Raw genomic sequence first — 17,829 nt, 5'->3', positions numbered from 1 at the left:
AAGCCACATCTTACATGTAAGCTGTGGCCTATGAGCACGCGGCCTTTACGCAATATTTAAGTATACTTCTGTAAACGAGTTAAAGAAGAAAGAGCGTTCCCAAACCCAAAAACGCCACAAAACCTACAATATCGGTGACAGTAGTCAGGATGACCGAACCCGATAGTGCAGGGTCTATTTTTAGCTTATCTAAAATGACAGGTACAAACACTCCGGCCAAAGCTGCAGCCACGATGTTGAACAGTATGGCTAAACAAATCACCAAGCCGAGCATAGCGTCAGTGAACCAGAAATAAGCAACAACGCCTATTACCAGCGCCCAAATAACACCGTTCACCCCGCCTACCTTCAGCTCTTTAACCATTAGCGCCCGTAAATTGGCTGGGGTCACCTGTCCCAGTGCAAGACCGCGTACAATCAAGGTAAGAGTTTGGCTACCTGCAATGCCCCCCATACTTGCCACCACGGGCATTAACACCGCAAGTGCTACCACTTGCTGCAGCGTACCTTCAAACAGCCCAATAAACCAAGATGCCATAAACGCGGTAAGCAGGTTTATGCCAAGCCACAAGGCGCGGTTTTTCGCACTTTTTGCTACAGGCGAGAATAAATCTTCGTCCTCATCCATACCGGCCGACGCCATCACCTGGCGTTCGTAAAATTCATTGACCAGTTCGCTCGCCGAGGACACATCTAAACGACCTAAAAGTTTGTTGTTCTCATCAACCACCGGCAGCGACGCCAAACCTGAACGCTGTACGAGGAGCGACGCATTCATGGTGTCATCCGCTCCCTGAATAGTGATCACATTTTCTTCAGATAAATCAAATAGCGACACGTGATCTTGGGCATTAAACAGGTGACTTATTTTAACCAATGCTGAAAACTGCCCCGACCGATTCACAAGAAAGATACTGTCGCAGTGCTGAGGTATATCCCGTCTTAATAGGCGTAAACCCTCGCGCACTTTAGCGTTCGACGGCAGTACTAACTGTTCGTGGTTTACCCAGTGCCCTATTTGATTATCGGGAAATTGGGTGGCTTCTCTGAAGTACTTTCGCTCTTTGGAGTCGAGCGACTCGTACGCCATATCCACAAGGCGCTTTGGCAGTGAATCAAGTAGTTCCAATAAATCTTCGGCGTCAATATCAGCAAATATCGACGCCCATTCATTGTGGGGCGTATTGTCGATAAGGATTTCACGAGGGTCGCTACGCATCTCAACAAGCACATCAAGCTTACGGTCGCGAGAGATGCCGTCCCAAACGGCTAGACGCTCTTCAACGGGCAGTGACTCTAGCAGCGATGCAATATAGACCTCATCTTGCCCACTTAAAGCAGCCAGTAAGGTAGCCGGATCGTCAGCCATACTTTCGGTAACAATCTCTTCTATTAAATCCGGTAATGGCTCTGCCATGCTACACCTCCTATTTTACCGCTAACTTCCTTTACACGCATAAGCACTGACGTTAATGGGTGGTGCAGACCTATCAATAAGAATGCTATCCCAGCATATAAGTACCCGTGCCGAAGGCGATATGATCGCTTTTTTCGTTGTGTAATTCCATTCTGCAAACCACTAGTTTACTACCCTTGCGTATAATCGACGCCGTTGCGATAAAGCGCTCGCCACGTCCTGGACGCAAATAGTCAACACGCATATCAACTGTGCCCATGGTCGGCAATCTAATCTGCAAATCTGCAAGGTGCTCTTCTGGGGTCTGCTTTATGGTCTCTAAAATTGAAACTAAACCACCGATGGTGTCTAGCATAGTCGCTGTTACGCCGCCGTGTAGAATTTTTTGCAAAGGATTGCCGGTAAGCGTAGGTTGCCAATCGAGGTGCAACGAAATCTGTGTATCTAGACCGGCACCTTGCGTAACAAATTCCAAGCCTAATAGCTGATTAAAGGGCATGTTATCACGAAAAAGCGCAATGACATGATCGATCATAATTTGGTGGTCTAATTTCTTATTATCCCTAGTCTCTTCATTGATTGGCATTGTGTAATCCACTTACTGTGACAGTACCCACAACATTACTACTGAACATTACTGGCAAGGAAATTCATCCAAACAATATTATCTAATCAGATTCGTTTATGTGACTTTACGCCTTTCGTTGGTTCCGCACCTTCGCGCCACACAATTTGTTCAAAAAGCACACGGCCCTGTTTATTTGAATGGTGATTACCCGTGTCATCGCTACATTTTAGTCTAGTTTTTTAAATTGCCCCGTGAAGCCGAGCCTAAAAACGCGTAAAATCCTGCGCCATGACAACTGCAATCGCGCCATCAGAATTAACGCCTGAAACCCAGCACGCAAAAACGCCAGAAACCGTCTTAAAAGAGGTATTTGGTTACGATGCTTTTCGCGATGGTCAGGGCGAAGTTATTCACCAAGTATGTGAAGGAAAAGATGCACTTGTTTTGCTACCTACAGGTGGCGGGAAATCGCTGTGCTATCAAATCCCTGCACTGGTGCGAAGCGGCACCGCTATTGTTGTTTCACCGCTTATTTCGTTAATGCAAGATCAGGTAGAGCAGCTAAAAGCTCTTGGCGTAAACGCCGCCTATCTTAATTCCACGCTGGAAGCCGACGAACAAGCGCGCATAAACGATGCACTCCAAGCTGGTAAGCTGGATTTGCTTTACGTTTCGCCTGAACGTTTAATGCAGTACTACTTTCAGCAGTCGCTAGCCCACGCCGACATCGCCTTATTTGCCATTGATGAAGCGCACTGCGTTTCCCATTGGGGTCATGACTTTAGGCAGGATTATCGCGCCTTGGGTCAAATAAAGTCTCGTTTTCCCACTATTCCTGTTATTGGCCTAACGGCTACAGCAGATTCAGCGACACAAGCAGACATACTAACGCAGCTAAACCTAAACGACCCGCTCGTTTACAAAGGCAGCTTCGACAGACCCAACATTCGCTACCGCGTAATGAGTAAGTACAAGGCTTTCGATCAGGTTGTCGCTTATGTTAAGCAACAAGAAGGTAGCGGCATTATTTATTGTAACAGTCGCGCTAAAGTCGATGACCTACACGCAAAGTTGTTCAGACAAGGATTTCGCTGCGCGGCGTATCACGCCGGCATGGATAACGACGAACGAGAATTGGTACAACGCCAGTTTCTTAACGACAAAATCGATATTGTGGTGGCCACTGTTGCCTTTGGTATGGGTATCAACAAGTCGAACGTGCGTTACGTTGTGCATCATGATGTACCGCGCAGTGTTGAAAGCTATTACCAAGAAACTGGGCGCGCCGGGCGAGATGGCCTAGAGTCTGAAGCTTTATTGTTGTTTGATGAAAAAGACGCAGCTCGTGTAAAGCAGTGGATAGAGCAAGGCGAAATAGCCGAACGCAATCAAATAGAGCTACAAAAATTTGCGGCTATGGAAGCCTTTTCCGAGGCGCAGACCTGCCGCAGGCAAGTACTGTTGAACTATTTTTCGCAATTTAGCGACAGCGCTTGTGGCAACTGTGATATCTGTCTAGATCCCCCTAAAATGATAGACGGTTTAGTGATAGCGCAAAAAGTACTGTCGTGCGTACTTAGGCTCTCACAACAGGCCTCTAGCCAGTACGTAATTGACGTATTGCGAGGCAAGCAGCTAAGGCGCCTCCAAGAGGCGGGCCACCATCAGCTTTCTACCTATGGTATAGGTAAGGATAAATCGGACAGCTACTGGCATAACATTATCAACCAGCTTGTGCATAAAGGGCTTATTCGTGTTGATATCACTGCTCACGCCGCATTGAGGTTAACGGAAGCCGCACGGCCCGTGCTAAAAGGCGAAGTCGCCGTTCAATTAGCCGTACCGCGACTTGAATTTAAACCCGATAAGAAAAAGGCGAAGCAAGCGCCCGCTAACTACGACAGAACCTTATTCACACGTCTTAAGCACCTGCGCAAAGTGTTGGCTGAAGAAAATGAAGTGCCGCCGTATGTGGTATTTAGCGACGCCACTTTGGTTGATATGGCGTGTAAACTGCCTACTACACGCAACACGTTATTAGAGGTAAGCGGTGTGGGCCAAACCAAATTGGAACGCTACGGTGAGGCCTTTATTCAGCTTATTGACGACTATATAAATCGCGACCACTAAAGGCTGTACAGCCAGCTGTAGGCTTACCCTCTCGCCGGCCGCAGGGCATGGCAGCTTATTGTGCCATTCACATTAAGCGTAAGCGTATTCACCACCTTTTTCTAACGCTGCTTTGTAAGCTTCTCTGGCATGAACACGCTTTACGTAACCTTGGATAGCGGTAAAGTCTTTAGCTCGGCCGCTGGCCACCAGCGATTCAAGTGGAAATATCATTTGTACATCAGCGCCGCTAGGCTTATCACCTGCAAACCATGTATTTTTCGCTAAATAAGACTCTACGTATCGCAAACTTTGAGCCAAATTAGGACCATAGTAGGCATTGAGAATACCGTCTATTAGCTTATTAGTGATAGGTTTTATGAAAAAGGGTTTAGAACCTTTCTGCCGTGCTTTTTCTAGCACCAAATTGGCCACCAATGGCGGCATCAATGAACCTTCAGCGAAGTGAAGCCAGAACCAATATTGTTGAAGTGCTTCGGGATCTTGGGGAACAGCAAATGCGTCGGTAGCGTGATGGCGAACTAGATATTCCACAATAGCGCCAGATTCTGCAATTGCTCCGTGTGGCGTAGCAAGAACAGGCGAGCGACCCAAAGGATGAACAGCCCGCAGCGAGTCAGGCGCTAGATTCGTAGTGCTGTCTCGTTGATAAAATTCTATTTTATACTCTACGCCTAGCTCTTCTAAAAGCCACAAAATTCGCTGCGAGCGAGAGTTATTTAAATGGTGAAGTGTTAGCATACCTCGTCCTTAATACGCTTAGTTTAACGCTATTGTTTTTGTGTTGTACTATATACACTTTTTAGAGCAAGCGGGTTTACTAAAGCCAATAAATTGATAACTTCTATGCAAAACCTCACCAAAGAAGACATTCTACAACACGCCCTTGTTAACGAAGGCAGCGTAGAAATTCGCACTGCACTACCCGCTACCCCACTTAAAACTCAACAGTGGGCGGAACATTTTTGTACTCTTTTTAATTTCAAACTTTCAGAGACAGATTGGGGTGCGGACCGGTTTCAGGCAATTATCGCCGCAAGTGCAAGCAACACAGATTTGCAGTGTATGCTTTGTATTGAATGGCTTTGCGAAGCGATATGGCTGGAACCTATAGGTACGCAGCAGTCGCCATCGGTAATTTTTAACTACCTTTTGCAAGCATAACGCGTAAATTATCACTGTACGTTGAGTTTGGCTTTTCGTTAAAACTAGTATTATTCTAAGGGTAGCATTCAAAGGATTAGAGGGCTTAACAACACATATTTCGCCTTTATAAACATCCTCTTACTATGTGGTTCAAGGAATTAACGAGTGGTAATAGCCCGGCTATTTAAGTACGTATCAGCTTTGCTCATCAGTTGGATGCTGCTAAGCCTAAACGTTTCGGCTAGCAGTCAACTTACTGTCAACGAGTCCTTTGAGCGGGAGATTATTAATCTCCATGCGCGCTTGTCTGTTGCCCCCACTAGCGCCACATATTTTGACGTTTTAAATGGCAACATAAAGGATACGTCAGCCAACGCCTCTTTTACTGATGAGCGCATATGGTATTCCACCGAACTCATTCATACAGGCTATAGCCCTATCCCATTAGTGCTTAATGTTGACCGCTTAAACGTTGACGATTTGCAGATATTTCTTCTTGATAGTAGCGAGCGAATCATCAAGTCCTATCGGTACCAAGCAGGAAAAGGTGATTATTCTTTAAAGCAGCCACTTCCCAACATCCGGCTTTCTTTTATTCTCCAGCCTTATCAAGACGCTCGCTTACTGATTGCGGTAAAAGACGAAGGGCTTAAGTACTTTCCTATCACCTTGTGGGAAAGAGACTTACTCGCACAGCATGACACCAATATGCTTACGTTACTGGGTGCGGTAACGGGGGTTATGGCATTAATTGCTCTCTATTTCCTGTTTTCTTATTTGTATCAGCGTATTGCAACACGGTTTTGGCTTACCATGTCATCGCTTGTACTTATAGCGTTGTTATTTATAACAGCAGGAGGGTTGGCAATTTGGCCAAGCCTAACTAACGGCAGCGAGCACTTCTATGCCGTCTGTTTTTGCATGTTGTTATTGTGCATCGCCAAAGTAACGCACCATCTTTTCACCCGTATTCCCGTTGCTTTGCGGTCCCTAAGTTATCTTGTACCTGTTGTGGCTACCGCCTACTGTTTTACTGTGAATACCTATATCGCGTCTATCACACTTCTGCTGTTAACCGCAGGCATGGGGCTTTATCACGTTTTACTAGCACTTGTATTTAAAGATAAAGGGAGTCGTGCAGTTAGTATCACCTATACCCTTGCCTGGCTTTCTTTTTTTGCTTTTTATGTGCTAGTAACGCAAAACCTGTTCAGTAACTTGGTTTATACCGTAGACGTTGCTATTGGAATGCTGTTCTTTCTCACTCTCGGCTTTCTGTGTTTTGGCTTTGCTGTCATTGCTAAAGAAGACGTGTTAAATCAGCGCCAGCTTTCAACGCAAGCAGAAACAATATCAAGCTTAAATCACTTCTATGACTTATTTAGGCACTCAGCGGAAGGGCACTACACCTCAACATTGGATGGAAAGCTTATTTCCGTTAATCCGGCCATGTGTAACGTATTCGGCTATGAAAACGAAGAGCAGATGCTTGCCGAAGCAGAGAACACAAAAGTGTTTTACGCCAGTGCGGAAGACAGACAGGTTTTACTCGGTGAAATATCACAAAACGGTCTTGTTACCGGTAAGGAAATTAGAGGTAGGCGACGTGATGGTAGCGAATTTTGGTTCTCCCTATCCTGTCAAATCCGAGAAAATAACGAAGGCGACTTTCTCTACGGCTCTATTGTAGATATCACCGAAAAAAAGCAGTCAGACTTGAGCCTCCAGTATTTAGCTACCCATGACTCGCTAACTGGCGTTTATAACCGACGCCAGTTTGAATCCATGTTTAAAGGTAAAGTTGTTAACGCAAACGACACACCTGTGTGTTTACTGTTTTTAGATCTCGACAGGTTTAAAGTTGTTAACGATACCTGTGGCCATAAAGCTGGCGATGTACTTATTAAGGATATTGCCCGCTTAATTGAGAACACCTTGCTTTCAAACGCACAATTGGGCCGCCTTGGTGGTGATGAGTTTGGCATTATCTATTCAGATATTGATACCGATGCCGTTTATGTAAATGCGGTAAAGATCCTTAACGCCGTGCAGGCTTATCGCTTTATGTGGGACAACCGCATTTTCAATTTAGGCGTGAGCATAGGTATGGTGGTATGCGACGATACCGACGTTGACCCGGGCCAGTATTTGAGTATGGCCGACGCAGCATGTTACTTCGCTAAAGAGCAAGGCAGAAATCAAGTTCATCGATATAATAAAGATGATGAAAGTATGCAGCGCTACCAGCGCGAGCTTGATTGGGTATCTTCTATTAACAACGCGTTAGAACAAGATCGTTTCGAGCTTTTTTATCAATCACTAAGACCGCTAAGTAAAACCAGTGATGGGCACTACTACGAAGTTCTGCTGCGCCTTAGGGAAAAAGACGGGAAACTTGTTGAGCCCGCCAACTTTTTACCCACGGCGGAGCGATTTGAGATGAATGTCAGCGTTGATAAATGGGTAGTAACGAATACCTTCAAATGGCTGTCGGAAAACCCTGAGCACCTTGCACAATTGAAACGATGCAGCATCAACCTTAACTGCCACTCACTGGCAGATAGAGATTTTACCTTGTTTATTCTCAATGCATTCGAAACTTTTAATATTCCGTACAACAAAATATGTTTTGAAGTTATTGAGTCGGTAGCCATCATTAAAATGGAAGTCACTCTTGCCTTTATGCGTACCTTTAACCGTCTTGGGTGTTCTTTTGCCCTCGACGACTTTGGCAGCGGCTTCTCTTCATACAATTATCTTAAGAGCTTACCCGTGAGTCAGGTGAAAATTGACGGTATGTTTATTAAAGATATGCTAAATGACAGTGTAGATACGGCTATGGTTGCCTCTATTAACGATGTGGCCAAAGCCATGGGTATGCAAACTGTTGGCGAATTTGTTGAAGATGAAGGCACCATGGCACAGCTAGGCAAAATGGGCGTTGATTTCGCCCAAGGCTACGGTGTTGCTAAGCCCGCGCCTTTACGAGAGTTTAAGCCCCTCTGATAACTATCCCTGATACACCCTTTGCGAAAAAAGTGATAGCACAAGCGTCAACTCGCGTATAATAAAATGGTAGACTTGCAAAAATAGAAGTCGTCCCCACTTATTGCCCACTGTCCAAAGTGTAGAAGTAACATGAGTAGCAAACAGCCTAAATACGAATATGTCAGTACCGCAAAATTACCCACAAGAATGGGTGATTTTAAAATACACGGCTTTGTTGAAGCCAGTGGTCAGGAGCACGTCGCCCTTTCTTACGGAGAGTGGAAAGAAGATGACGTAGTGCCTATTCGTATTCATTCAGAATGTTTAACCGGTGATTCTTTATTTAGTACCCGCTGCGACTGTGGTTTTCAGTTAGAAAAAGCCATGCAAAATATTGTAGATAACGGACACGGTGTATTGCTTTACTTGCGCCAAGAAGGCCGTGGCATTGGTCTTTTAAACAAAATTCGCGCTTATAACCTTCAAGATAGCGGCATGGACACCGTGGAAGCTAACGAACACCTTGGTTTCGATGCAGACCTTAGAAGTTACGACATTTGCAAGCTCATGTTAGACACACTCAATGTTAAACACGTTGAACTAATGACAAACAACCCTAAGAAGCTTGCTGCATTAAAAGCTCTGGGAATAGATGTTGTAGCAAGAAAGCCGATAGATCACGGTATTACGAAAGACAACAAACACTACCTTAAAACGAAGACAGAGAAGCTCGGTCACGCCTTCGACCCGCATGTTTTTAAATAGCTAGAGAAATTGGCGAAGCCCATAAAAACTAGCATTCATTATCTTCTAAAAGCGCCCACTACAACAATGTGGGCGTTTTCTATTCAGCTTCGGTTAATTATCGTTCAAGCATAATGCATTCAGACTTACCACATTGCGCGCAAAAAGCAGCGGCTTTCAGCATAGCAATGTAAGGAGAATGTATGAAAAACATAACCTTATCGATAGTTATAGCGCTGTCCAGTGCGCAGGCGCTGCCTGCACTTGCTCAGTCGAATACGAACCTTGCCCAGGTTTCGTCTTCAGCTCAGCAATATTCTGATGCCGAATTAGATAGTGCACTTGCGCCCATTGCCCTTTACCCCGATACACTGCTTACCCATATTTTAATTGCTTCTACCTACCCTTTAGACGTAGTTGCAGCCGATCGATGGCGTCAAAGCAATAGGCATCTAACGCCTGAACAAGTAGAGAGTGTATTAGATGGCGTAAGTTGGGACCCGAGCGTAAAAGCACTCGCGCCATTCACCGAGCTACTTAATACCTTGGCCAGTGATCTCGAGTGGTTACAGCAGCTTGGCGACAATGTACTTATTGACCAAAGTCGAGTGTTAGATCGTGTTCAAGTACTTAGGCAGCATGCCCATAACACAGGCAACTTGGTAACTAACGACTACATTGAAGTTGAAAGAGAACGAGAAAGCAGTCGAGAAATTATATACATAGAGCCGCGCCAGAGAGAAGTGGTTTATGTGCCATATTACGACCCACATGTTGTCTACGGTAACTGGTGGCACCCAATCTCGCCAATTCGCTGGAGACACGATGTAAGCTACCATCACCATAGCAATGTATACTGGTCTCCAAGCGTTCGCCTTTCTACCTTCTTTTTCTTTGGCAGCGTGCATTGGCACAACCGCCATGTGGTCATCCATCGCGAGCCAGTGCGCAGGTATTATCACGGCAGCCCCAGAAAACGTGTAGTAAGCCATGACTATCGCCGCTGGGAGCATAACACTGTGCATCGCCGGGCACGTTACTCTAACCGCGTAGTTCACAGTGCGCCTGCGCGCTATGAGCATGCTGGTGTAACGCGCGCAAAACATGTTTCCAATAAACATATTAGAACGACGAATCGTGCAACGCATAACGACAATAAGCGTTCGGTTAGATCTGTGGCACGTACCGATAATGCTAAACAAGCAAAGCGGACGATCGAGCCCAAGCGAGTAACGCCTCTTAGAGAAACTCGTTTGCCGAACAAGCAAAACTCTGTGAAGCGCAAACAATCGATAGAGCATGCGCTGAAACGAAATCAAACGGTGGCTAAAAGGGAAAAGCCAACGCGAGACAATACGCTGAAAGCGTTGAAACGTGACAAGCCAGCTAGAATAACGCCATCGCCACAATCTAGGAAGTATGCAAACAGAAATGGTGAAGTGCGAGGCATAGCGAAGCAAAACGTTAATCGTCAACGGATTGAAAGGACGAGTCCACAACACCGTTCAATTGCCCGTGAAAGTAGTAAACCTAAGCGTGTAGAACGAACATCTAGCCACAGATCGGTAAAACAGTCTCAGCGAGAAAGACCACAAAGGCAAATATCTCGTGTGGAGCGCAGCGTTTCGAAAGGAAATAGCTTAAACCGCTGATCTTAATAGCTAGTTTTAAACGCTCGCCTTTCAATAAACTCGTTCAAGAACGGTTAGTTAAATAGCGGCTTGCAAATTAAGAGTTTGCACGCCGCTTTTTTATTTTGTTCACTGCGCTGACGCGTGGAATCTCACTAAAGCCTCTACAAAGCGAAGAGGAGATTGGGGATCAAGGTTGAAATACAGCGAGGGTTCAATGAGCTCAAGCTCCATTATCGCCCAGTTATTGCCCTGTCTAACCAAATCAACCCGCGCATACAATGCGTCACACGGCATAGCTGCCAGTGCTTTTTCAGCGATAGCCAATTGTTCACTGTCTACTGCGATAGAGTGTAAACTTCCGCCATGCTCTTCTTGTACGCGAAAGTCGCCTTTTTGTGGCACCTTCTTAATAGCATGGCTGAACTCCCCACCGAAATAAAATAACGAGTATTCCCCCTCATCAACAACACTACTTAAGAACGGTTGGATCATAAAATCCCGCTGGCGAAATGTATCGTAAAGTACTCTCTGATTTACATGCCCCTCACGCCAGGCGGCAGCAGAAAGCTTGAAAGTATCATCAGCGTTAGCACTAAGCGTGGGTTTAATCACCACAGTGTCACAGCCAAATTGCGCAAACGCTTCCTCTATAACATTGTTATTGAACTCGCTTCCCCACATTGTTTCGACAATAGGAACCCCATTGCCCTGCAAGTCTTTAAGGTAGTGCTTTTCAATATTCCACTTCATCAAAGATATCGGGTTTAATAACACCGCGTTCGACACATCAATGTCTTCTAGACAAGCTAGAAATTCTTCAGCGTGCTGTTGATAATCCCACGTACTGCGAACAATAACATAGTCAAACTTATCCCAATTCGGTGAGGTGCTATGCCAAGATACCGTTTTTACAGTCCACCCGCGTTGTTCGAAAAACGGTATTAATAATTCATCATAGACGAAAAAATCTTCAAGATTATCGGTCGATAAAAAAGCGATAGCAGGCATAACTGAATCCTTAATTTACACGGGCTTCGGCGCATTAAAATTTTGTAATAAGTTAAGTATCTATACCAAAGTTAAATAGCGTAGACACCGCGATTCGCGTAGACTTGACGAAATTAGCACACCTATCATTTTTAACCTACACTTACTCCAAAACAACCATCGGAGATTGGCATGCAGTACCCTTGGCTCCTTGAAGGTCATAAAATTTTTCGCGTCGTAATTGCTGTTCAATTACTCATTGCTATCGCTATTGGTGTGTTTACAGGTGAACTTTTACCTGCGTTTATTTTTGGTGTCCCAATTGCAGCTTTACCGCTCGTGCTCAGTCTTCAAAACCCCTACTCGGCTATAAGTCGTCACGCAATGGCAATGGGTGTTCAGCTCCTTACTGCACTGCATATTCACCAATCTTTTGGATTAATTGAAGTCCACTTTGAAATTTTTGTACTTCTTGCCTTTCTTTCTTATTTCAGAGATTGGAAAGTAGTGGCCACGGGTACCGCCGTTGTTGCTGTCCATCACATTTCATTCTTCTTTTTACAGTCTGGCGGAGCGCCGTTGATGATTTTTGAGGAAGGTCACGTAACTTTCCCTATCCTGCTTATGCATGCTGCGTTTGCATTGTCCGAGGGTGGTGTATTGATGTACATGGCCAAGCAAGCTCACCAAGAAGGAGCAGGCGCCGCCGAACTACGCCTAGCCATTGAAAACATGCAGCAGACTGATGGCAAGCTCGATTTGTCCGTCGAGCTAAATCGCGAAAATAAAATAGTAAGGCCTTTCGCTGAACTTATTGATCAAGTGAAGTCCCTCATTGAACTTGCTTCTAATTTAACTGATGAAGTAGTTAAAGGGGCTTCAAATATGGAGTTAGCAGCTAATAACATGTTTGAAATTAGTAGGAATACTGATCAAGAACTTGCCATGGTGTCGGCGTCGTCAGAAGAAATCGCACAAACCATGCAGCTATCAACAGAGCAAACTACCCTTGCTAGTGATAAAGCGTCGGCAGCGCAAAACGCGTCTCAATCTACGCGGGATTCTATTTCTAAATCCAGTCATACCATCGACTCGTTGCGCAATACACTTAATGCGGCAGCGCAAACTAATACAGCGCTAAATGAACAATGTTCCCATATCTCTGATGCCATGCGCTCAATCACTGCTGTGGCTGAACAAACTAATTTGCTGGCACTAAACGCTGCCATCGAATCAGCCCGTGCTGGTGAACACGGCCGCGGCTTCGCCGTGGTAGCCGACGAAGTTCGCACACTTGCAATTCGCTCAAAAGAAAGTGCAGACCAAATTACCAGTATTACCGAACAGCTTGTTGCGCAAACGGCAAGCTCGGTTGATCAAATGCAAACCTGTATAGAGCTGGTCGATGATGCCGTTGTTTCAAGTGATAGCGCCACTTCGGCTATGTCTGAAATAATGCAGCAAATTCGCGAAGCCAGCGAAAGTATGACCGAAATTGCCACCTCTGCTGTGGAACAAGAAACCGCGTCAGCTTCCATTGCGCAAAGCACCGCGCGTTTAAGTGAGCTTACTTCTGAAGAGCTTGCTACGGCTGAATCCCTTGCAGGTGAAGTTGAAGTCTTGTCACAAATATCTCAGCGCATGCGCGGCGCTATTGAACGCTTTAAGCTTTAAGCCCAACACTTAAAGTACAGGCGAAGGCGTTTAGTCGCATGCATAAAAAGGCAAGTTGGCTGCTACTAATATTATGGGCGGTGGGTTTACTCACCGCCTTATTAGTATATGGGCAGCGTCAACTATCAGAGTTCGATCCCAACGGCGAATTGCTGCACCGCACTACTGCGCCAGACTTTGACGCATCCCTCGTTGCAATACTAGAAAAACAGAATATTCAACCAGGCTCTATCGTTCATGTGGGAACGCAGTCCCGCTGCTATTGCGATACCCTTACAACACCCCACCAATCTCAGCTTCTCTCAAAACTCGGCGACGACTTTCATCAAATCAGGCTGAATGTGGAAGATGTGCCTGAACTGTCGGCTATGCTTGAGGCCGTGCCGGCCCTTATTGTGTTAGACAAACACAAGCAACTTCGCTATTTAGGCCCATACGCCACAGGTTATGGATGCTTTACCGGAAAAAACCTCGTCGAACAGGTAGTAAGCTACACCACGCAACTCCCCTATGCAGGTGCCGTTGTTAATACTGATGCTACGGGTTGTTTCTGCTAAAACGCTGGCATAAATTATGTAACCCTCTTTGTATCTCGTAACATCAGTTGAGATAGCGCAAAAAACGGGCAAATCTTGCACGCTCATTGCTATCTCGTGAAAGCTTTACAAGGAGTCCACTATGTCTAAGCACGCCATCCTCTATCGCATGGTTACCCCAGAGCACATTTGTCCTTTTGGACTCAAATCAAAAGACCTGCTTGAGAGAAAAGGCTATAAGGTTGATGATCATCATTTAACTAACCGAAGTGAAACCGACGCATTTAAAGAAAAGCATAGTGTGAAAACAACCCCTCAGACGTTCATAGACGATAAACGTATTGGGGGTTATGACGACTTGAGAGATTACTTCAATTTAAAGCAAGAAAGTGAATTTGGATCGCGCTACACACCTATTATCGTAATTTTTTCCTTAGCGGCACTCATGGTGTTTGCCCTTATGCTAAAAGGCGGTCTACCAGCAGGATTAGAGCCTTTTATATTGAATTTTATTGGAGTGGCTATGGTGATACTTGCCCTTCAAAAGCTGCAAGACTTAGTGGCTTTCTCAAACCAGTTTATCACCTATGACTTATTAGCAATGAAGCAGGTACGATACGCGTATATTTATCCTTTCGCGGAGGCGTTTGCCGGGCTTGGCATGCTTGCAGGGTTCCCTGCACTATTGGTATCACCTGTCTCCATTTTTATCGGCGCTATTGGTGCAGTTTCAGTTATCAAGGCGGTTTATATCGATAAGCGCGAGCTTAAATGTGCCTGTGTTGGCGGAAATTCAGACCTACCCCTTGGCTTTATTTCACTGACAGAAAACCTTGCTATGCTAGGTGCGGGTCTTTATATGTTTGCAAGATGGCTAGCCTAGTCTGAAAGATTGTTGAGGCTAGATAGCCCTTCGTCCTATTGAGTGTCTTCGATAGGACGACTCATGCCTTTAAGGTGTGACACTACGCTGCGGCCCAAAGCACTTAAATCATAGCCGCCTTCTAGCATACTTACGATACGGCCTTCGCAACATGTATCAGCAACGGCGCGAAGCTGTTGGCTTACCCAGAAATAGTCATCTTCTACTAGGCGTAGATGAGCCATTGGGTCTTCAGCGTGAGCATCAAAGCCTGCAGAAATAAAAATCAGTTCAGGTTGAAAGTTGCGCAATGCATCGAACCAATGCTGTACTTTTTTCCTAAAAACGTCTCCAGTAGCACCAGCCTCAAGCGGTACCGAGAGAATATTACTTGCTGAAACCGGCGAGCCACTGTGTGGATAAAAGGGATGCTGAAAACTACTGCACAACATTATGCGCTGGTCGCCGGCTACAATTTGCTCGGTACCATTTCCGTGGTGCACGTCAAAGTCGACAATGGCAACCCGTTTTAGCTCATAGTTTTGAAGCGCGTAGCGAGCAGCTATAACAATGTTATTAAAAATACAAAACCCCATAGCACTGTCGTATGTTGCATGGTGTCCGGGAGGCCTAGTGGCACAAAAGGCTTGCCGATCATTGCCTTCCATTACCCAATCGACAGCATTACACCCTGCTCCCGCCGACTCTAGCGCAGCGCTTAAGCTGTGGCGCATTAAGCCTGTGTCTTCATCTAACCAAGCCACGTTGTCTTTGTTTTCTGAATAGAGCGTTTTTTCGTGATCGTTAAAAATAGATTGAGCTGCATGCTCAAACACACTTTTCACATAATATGGGTCGTGGGCTAGTTTCAAGTAGGCTTCAGCAATGGGAGTGGCGTCAGCATGCTCACACACCATATCTAATCCTGAAGAAAGCAATTGGTCGTCAATAGCAAATAAACGGTCTGGCGATTCGGGATGATCCTTGCCTAAATCGTGTTTGGTGCCGTGCTTGCCGCGAAATATTTTAATTGTCATGCAGTGATGCCACGTCTAGTACTAACTCTATATCACTGGGGTCGCCAGTAAATTTCCGTTTAAATTTGGCTTGTTCGAAAATAGTGATCATGGGGCTATTATCGCCACGCACATAGGCCATCATTTTCGCAATGCCTCTTATTTTTGCTACCGTGATAAGCTCGTTTAAGAGACGGCTTGCCATGCCTTTACCTTGCTGGGTTTCCCGAGTAACAAAAGCAGCTTCGCAGGTATTGTCGTTTGGGTTGTAGTAGAAACGGCCCACTGCGTGAATAGTAATGCGCGAGCCCTCTTGCCTCACAATACACAGCGCCGCATCAGAGCTTTGGTCTACCGACACCAAGTTACACGACTTCTCGCGAGACATTTGTTTGGGGTCGTAGTTGTAGCGCAACCTTAATGTCTCTTTTGTGTGGGAATAGAAGAATTCTTGTAGGCGCCTTTCGTCCGCCGGATTCAGCGGGCGCATATAAAACGTCTCGCCCTGAATATTGAGTTTTTTAAGCTGAATAGCTCCCAGCTCTGGGATATCTGTGGGGTACTTTTCTTGATAATGGGGCACCCAATAATGCTGTCGCACTTCTTCTAACAGTGCTGCACGGAACTTGGGGTGGGCCACCCGAATAAGCTCTAGTGCACGCTCTCGAATACTCTTACCTTTAAGTGACGCTATACCGTATTCGGTTACCACATACTGTACATTACCGCGGGAGGTTACCACGCCTGCGCCTTCGCTTATACGCGGCGTAATACGTGAAATAGTTTCATTTTTTGCGGTAGAAGGAAGCGCGATAATGGCTTTACCGCCTTTGCTAATAGACGCGCCAGTGACGAAATCAACCTGCCCTCCTATGCCGCTATAAAAGTCGTAGCCCAGTGAGTCCGCTACCACCTGCCCGGTTAGGTCCACTTCAAGGGCACTATTTATGGCAACCATATTGTCATTTTTGGCAATATTAGTCGGCTTGTTGACGTAGCTACTCGGGTAAAATTCAATATGCGGGTTGCTGTCGATTAAATCGTATAGCTGGCGGGTACCAATGGCAAAGCTGGTAACAATTTTACCGGGGTGAAACGTCTTTTTCTTATTGGTAATAGCGCCAGATTCCAACAGTTCGATAATACTATCGGTAAGCATTTCGCTATGAATACCTAAATCTTTGTGATTACACAGGTATTTCAGCGTGGCGCTGGGTATTTTACCGATACCAAATTGGAGCGTTGCGCCATCATCTACCAGCATAGATACATACTGGCCTATACGTTCTGCGACTGAGTCTATTGGCGGCGGCGTCACTTCTACTAGTGGCTCCTCCGCTTCTATACACGCCGTTATCTCACTTATATGAATATAAGAGTGCCCAGAGGTTCTCGGCACCTGAGGGTTAATTTGAGCAATGACTTTTTTACTTTGCCTAATGGCCGACATTGCAATATCTACAGCCGGGCCTAGTGAGCAGTAGCCGAATTCATCAGGAGGGCTTACATTGACAAGGGCTGCATCGAGCGCCAGCGTGCCATCGCTAAACAAACTTGAAATTTCAGAAAGGAATACGGGGGTATAGTCGGCGCGACCTTCATCGACAGCTTTTCTCATGGCTTCACCGCCAATAAAAAACGTATTCGCTTTAAAAAGGTTTCTATACTCTTCTTTTACCCAACGAGTATCGCCTAAGGCCAGCATATGCACCAGTTCGATGTCGCTGAACCCTTCGCTATTATCAATAAGGTGCTGAACCAACGCGTGCGGTACCGCCGCGTTCCCGCCAACAAAGACACGACAACCCGACTTTATCAGCGACGACCACTGCGGCGCTTGAGGTAAGTTAAATGCCATTTCCACCTGCCCTGTTTTAAGCAATACCCCATCATGCCATAAATACAGGCAATTTCATGTATTAACCCGACGCAGCGCTATAAGCGATTAGTCTTACCCTTACAAACTAATACGCAGATACAAAAAAGCCTACATCATCGATAGTTCCCCCTGCGGCTATCGATAAGTAGGCTTCTCATAGAATTTTTAGCTTTTAATTGCTAGGCGTTACTTTTCGTATAGATTGCTCAGTTTAGATTGCTAACGAAGTTCGGTAGCATAGCTTAAGA

At 45.6% G+C, this 17,829-nt stretch carries 14 protein-coding genes; 8 read left to right on the top strand and 6 right to left on the bottom strand.

Annotated features, from left to right (window positions below; all coding sequences use genetic code 11):
- Positions 1 to 79 precede the first annotated feature (79 nt).
- The gene (locus tag PCAR9_RS00840; RefSeq protein ID WP_179982001.1) at positions 80 to 1,417 is read right to left on the bottom strand and encodes a magnesium transporter; all 1,338 of its coding nucleotides are present in this window, start codon (positions 1,415 to 1,417) and stop codon (positions 80 to 82) included.
- Between the two features lie 85 nt (positions 1,418 to 1,502).
- Entirely contained in the window at positions 1,503 to 2,003 is a 501-nt protein-coding gene (locus tag PCAR9_RS00835) for a thioesterase family protein (protein WP_179982000.1), read from the bottom strand.
- A 270-nt stretch (positions 2,004 to 2,273) separates the two neighbouring features.
- Between PCAR9_RS00835 and recQ the strand changes: the two genes are divergently transcribed.
- On the top strand, positions 2,274 to 4,115 hold the full coding sequence (gene recQ, locus PCAR9_RS00830) for a DNA helicase RecQ (RefSeq protein WP_179981999.1): 1,842 nt from the start codon (positions 2,274 to 2,276) through the stop codon (positions 4,113 to 4,115).
- 72 nt (positions 4,116 to 4,187) lie between these two features.
- Here recQ and PCAR9_RS00825 read toward each other — a convergent pair whose 3' ends face one another.
- Entirely contained in the window at positions 4,188 to 4,856 is a 669-nt protein-coding gene (locus PCAR9_RS00825) for a glutathione S-transferase (protein ID WP_179981998.1), read from the bottom strand.
- Positions 4,857 to 4,961: 105 nt separating this feature from the next.
- Here PCAR9_RS00825 and PCAR9_RS00820 point away from each other — a divergent pair, with 105 nt between their 5' ends.
- From PCAR9_RS00820 to PCAR9_RS00805, 4 genes are all read left to right on the top strand, one after another.
- Entirely contained in the window at positions 4,962 to 5,279 is a 318-nt protein-coding gene (locus tag PCAR9_RS00820) for a hypothetical protein (protein ID WP_179981997.1), read from the top strand.
- A gap of 198 nt (positions 5,280 to 5,477) precedes the next feature.
- Positions 5,478 to 8,267: an EAL domain-containing protein gene (locus tag PCAR9_RS00815; protein ID WP_507236305.1), complete on the top strand. Its 2,790-nt coding sequence runs from the start codon at positions 5,478 to 5,480 to the stop codon at positions 8,265 to 8,267.
- 132 nt (positions 8,268 to 8,399) lie between these two features.
- Positions 8,400 to 9,014 carry a GTP cyclohydrolase II gene (gene ribA, locus PCAR9_RS00810; RefSeq protein ID WP_014947836.1) on the top strand — a complete coding sequence of 205 codons (615 nt, stop codon included), beginning with the start codon at positions 8,400 to 8,402 and terminating at the stop codon, positions 9,012 to 9,014.
- Positions 9,015 to 9,196: 182 nt separating this feature from the next.
- Positions 9,197 to 10,645 carry a DUF3300 domain-containing protein gene (locus tag PCAR9_RS00805; RefSeq protein WP_179981995.1) on the top strand — a complete coding sequence of 483 codons (1,449 nt, stop codon included), beginning with the start codon at positions 9,197 to 9,199 and terminating at the stop codon, positions 10,643 to 10,645.
- A gap of 108 nt (positions 10,646 to 10,753) precedes the next feature.
- Here PCAR9_RS00805 and PCAR9_RS00800 read toward each other — a convergent pair whose 3' ends face one another.
- Positions 10,754 to 11,635 (bottom strand): ATP-grasp domain-containing protein, encoded by an 882-nt coding sequence (locus PCAR9_RS00800; protein ID WP_179981994.1) that lies wholly within the window; start codon positions 11,633 to 11,635, stop codon positions 10,754 to 10,756.
- A gap of 171 nt (positions 11,636 to 11,806) precedes the next feature.
- Here PCAR9_RS00800 and PCAR9_RS00795 point away from each other — a divergent pair, with 171 nt between their 5' ends.
- The 3 genes from PCAR9_RS00795 (at position 11,807) to PCAR9_RS00785 (ending at position 14,707) form a co-directional block, all read left to right on the top strand.
- The gene (locus tag PCAR9_RS00795; protein WP_179981993.1) at positions 11,807 to 13,288 is read left to right on the top strand and encodes a methyl-accepting chemotaxis protein; all 1,482 of its coding nucleotides are present in this window, start codon (positions 11,807 to 11,809) and stop codon (positions 13,286 to 13,288) included.
- Positions 13,289 to 13,326: 38 nt separating this feature from the next.
- Positions 13,327 to 13,845 carry a DUF6436 domain-containing protein gene (locus PCAR9_RS00790; protein WP_179981992.1) on the top strand — a complete coding sequence of 173 codons (519 nt, stop codon included), beginning with the start codon at positions 13,327 to 13,329 and terminating at the stop codon, positions 13,843 to 13,845.
- 121 nt (positions 13,846 to 13,966) lie between these two features.
- Complete coding sequence (locus PCAR9_RS00785) at positions 13,967 to 14,707, top strand: MauE/DoxX family redox-associated membrane protein (protein WP_179981991.1); 741 nt, start codon at positions 13,967 to 13,969, stop codon at positions 14,705 to 14,707.
- A gap of 35 nt (positions 14,708 to 14,742) precedes the next feature.
- Here PCAR9_RS00785 and PCAR9_RS00780 read toward each other — a convergent pair whose 3' ends face one another.
- Both PCAR9_RS00780 and PCAR9_RS00775 read right to left on the bottom strand, forming a co-directional pair.
- Positions 14,743 to 15,723 (bottom strand): histone deacetylase family protein, encoded by a 981-nt coding sequence (locus PCAR9_RS00780; protein WP_179981990.1) that lies wholly within the window; start codon positions 15,721 to 15,723, stop codon positions 14,743 to 14,745.
- A complete protein-coding gene (locus PCAR9_RS00775) occupies positions 15,713 to 17,560 on the bottom strand; it encodes a bifunctional acetyl-CoA hydrolase/transferase family protein/GNAT family N-acetyltransferase (protein ID WP_179981989.1) in 1,848 nt (615 codons plus the stop codon). The genes PCAR9_RS00780 and PCAR9_RS00775 overlap by 11 nt, the downstream gene beginning before the upstream one ends.
- Positions 17,561 to 17,829 lie beyond the last annotated feature (269 nt).

This window comes from Alteromonas macleodii, from assembly GCF_903772925.1.
Lineage (GTDB): Bacteria > Pseudomonadota > Gammaproteobacteria > Enterobacterales > Alteromonadaceae > Alteromonas > Alteromonas macleodii_A.
Note: the sequence above shows the minus strand (reverse complement) of the source record. Positions and strands in the feature narration are given on the sequence as shown.

Bases quoted from the DNA above. Each gene is read 5' to 3' on its own strand.
- PCAR9_RS00790 (WP_179981992.1), top strand. From the start codon at position 13,327: ATGCATAAAAAGGCAAGTTGGCTGCTACTAATATTATGGGCGGTGGGT.
- PCAR9_RS00780 (WP_179981990.1), bottom strand. From the start codon at position 15,723: ATGACAATTAAAATATTTCGCGGCAAGCACGGCACCAAACACGATTTA.
- PCAR9_RS00835 (WP_179982000.1), bottom strand. From the start codon at position 2,003: ATGCCAATCAATGAAGAGACTAGGGATAATAAGAAATTAGACCACCAA.
- recQ (WP_179981999.1), top strand. From the start codon at position 2,274: ATGACAACTGCAATCGCGCCATCAGAATTAACGCCTGAAACCCAGCAC.
- ribA (WP_014947836.1), top strand. From the start codon at position 8,400: ATGAGTAGCAAACAGCCTAAATACGAATATGTCAGTACCGCAAAATTA.
- PCAR9_RS00800 (WP_179981994.1), bottom strand. From the start codon at position 11,635: ATGCCTGCTATCGCTTTTTTATCGACCGATAATCTTGAAGATTTTTTC.
- PCAR9_RS00820 (WP_179981997.1), top strand. From the start codon at position 4,962: ATGCAAAACCTCACCAAAGAAGACATTCTACAACACGCCCTTGTTAAC.
- PCAR9_RS00775 (WP_179981989.1), bottom strand. From the start codon at position 17,560: ATGGCATTTAACTTACCTCAAGCGCCGCAGTGGTCGTCGCTGATAAAG.
- PCAR9_RS00825 (WP_179981998.1), bottom strand. From the start codon at position 4,856: ATGCTAACACTTCACCATTTAAATAACTCTCGCTCGCAGCGAATTTTG.
- PCAR9_RS00815 (WP_507236305.1), top strand. From the start codon at position 5,478: ATGCTGCTAAGCCTAAACGTTTCGGCTAGCAGTCAACTTACTGTCAAC.
- PCAR9_RS00785 (WP_179981991.1), top strand. From the start codon at position 13,967: ATGTCTAAGCACGCCATCCTCTATCGCATGGTTACCCCAGAGCACATT.
- PCAR9_RS00805 (WP_179981995.1), top strand. From the start codon at position 9,197: ATGAAAAACATAACCTTATCGATAGTTATAGCGCTGTCCAGTGCGCAG.
- PCAR9_RS00840 (WP_179982001.1), bottom strand. From the start codon at position 1,417: ATGGCAGAGCCATTACCGGATTTAATAGAAGAGATTGTTACCGAAAGT.
- PCAR9_RS00795 (WP_179981993.1), top strand. From the start codon at position 11,807: ATGCAGTACCCTTGGCTCCTTGAAGGTCATAAAATTTTTCGCGTCGTA.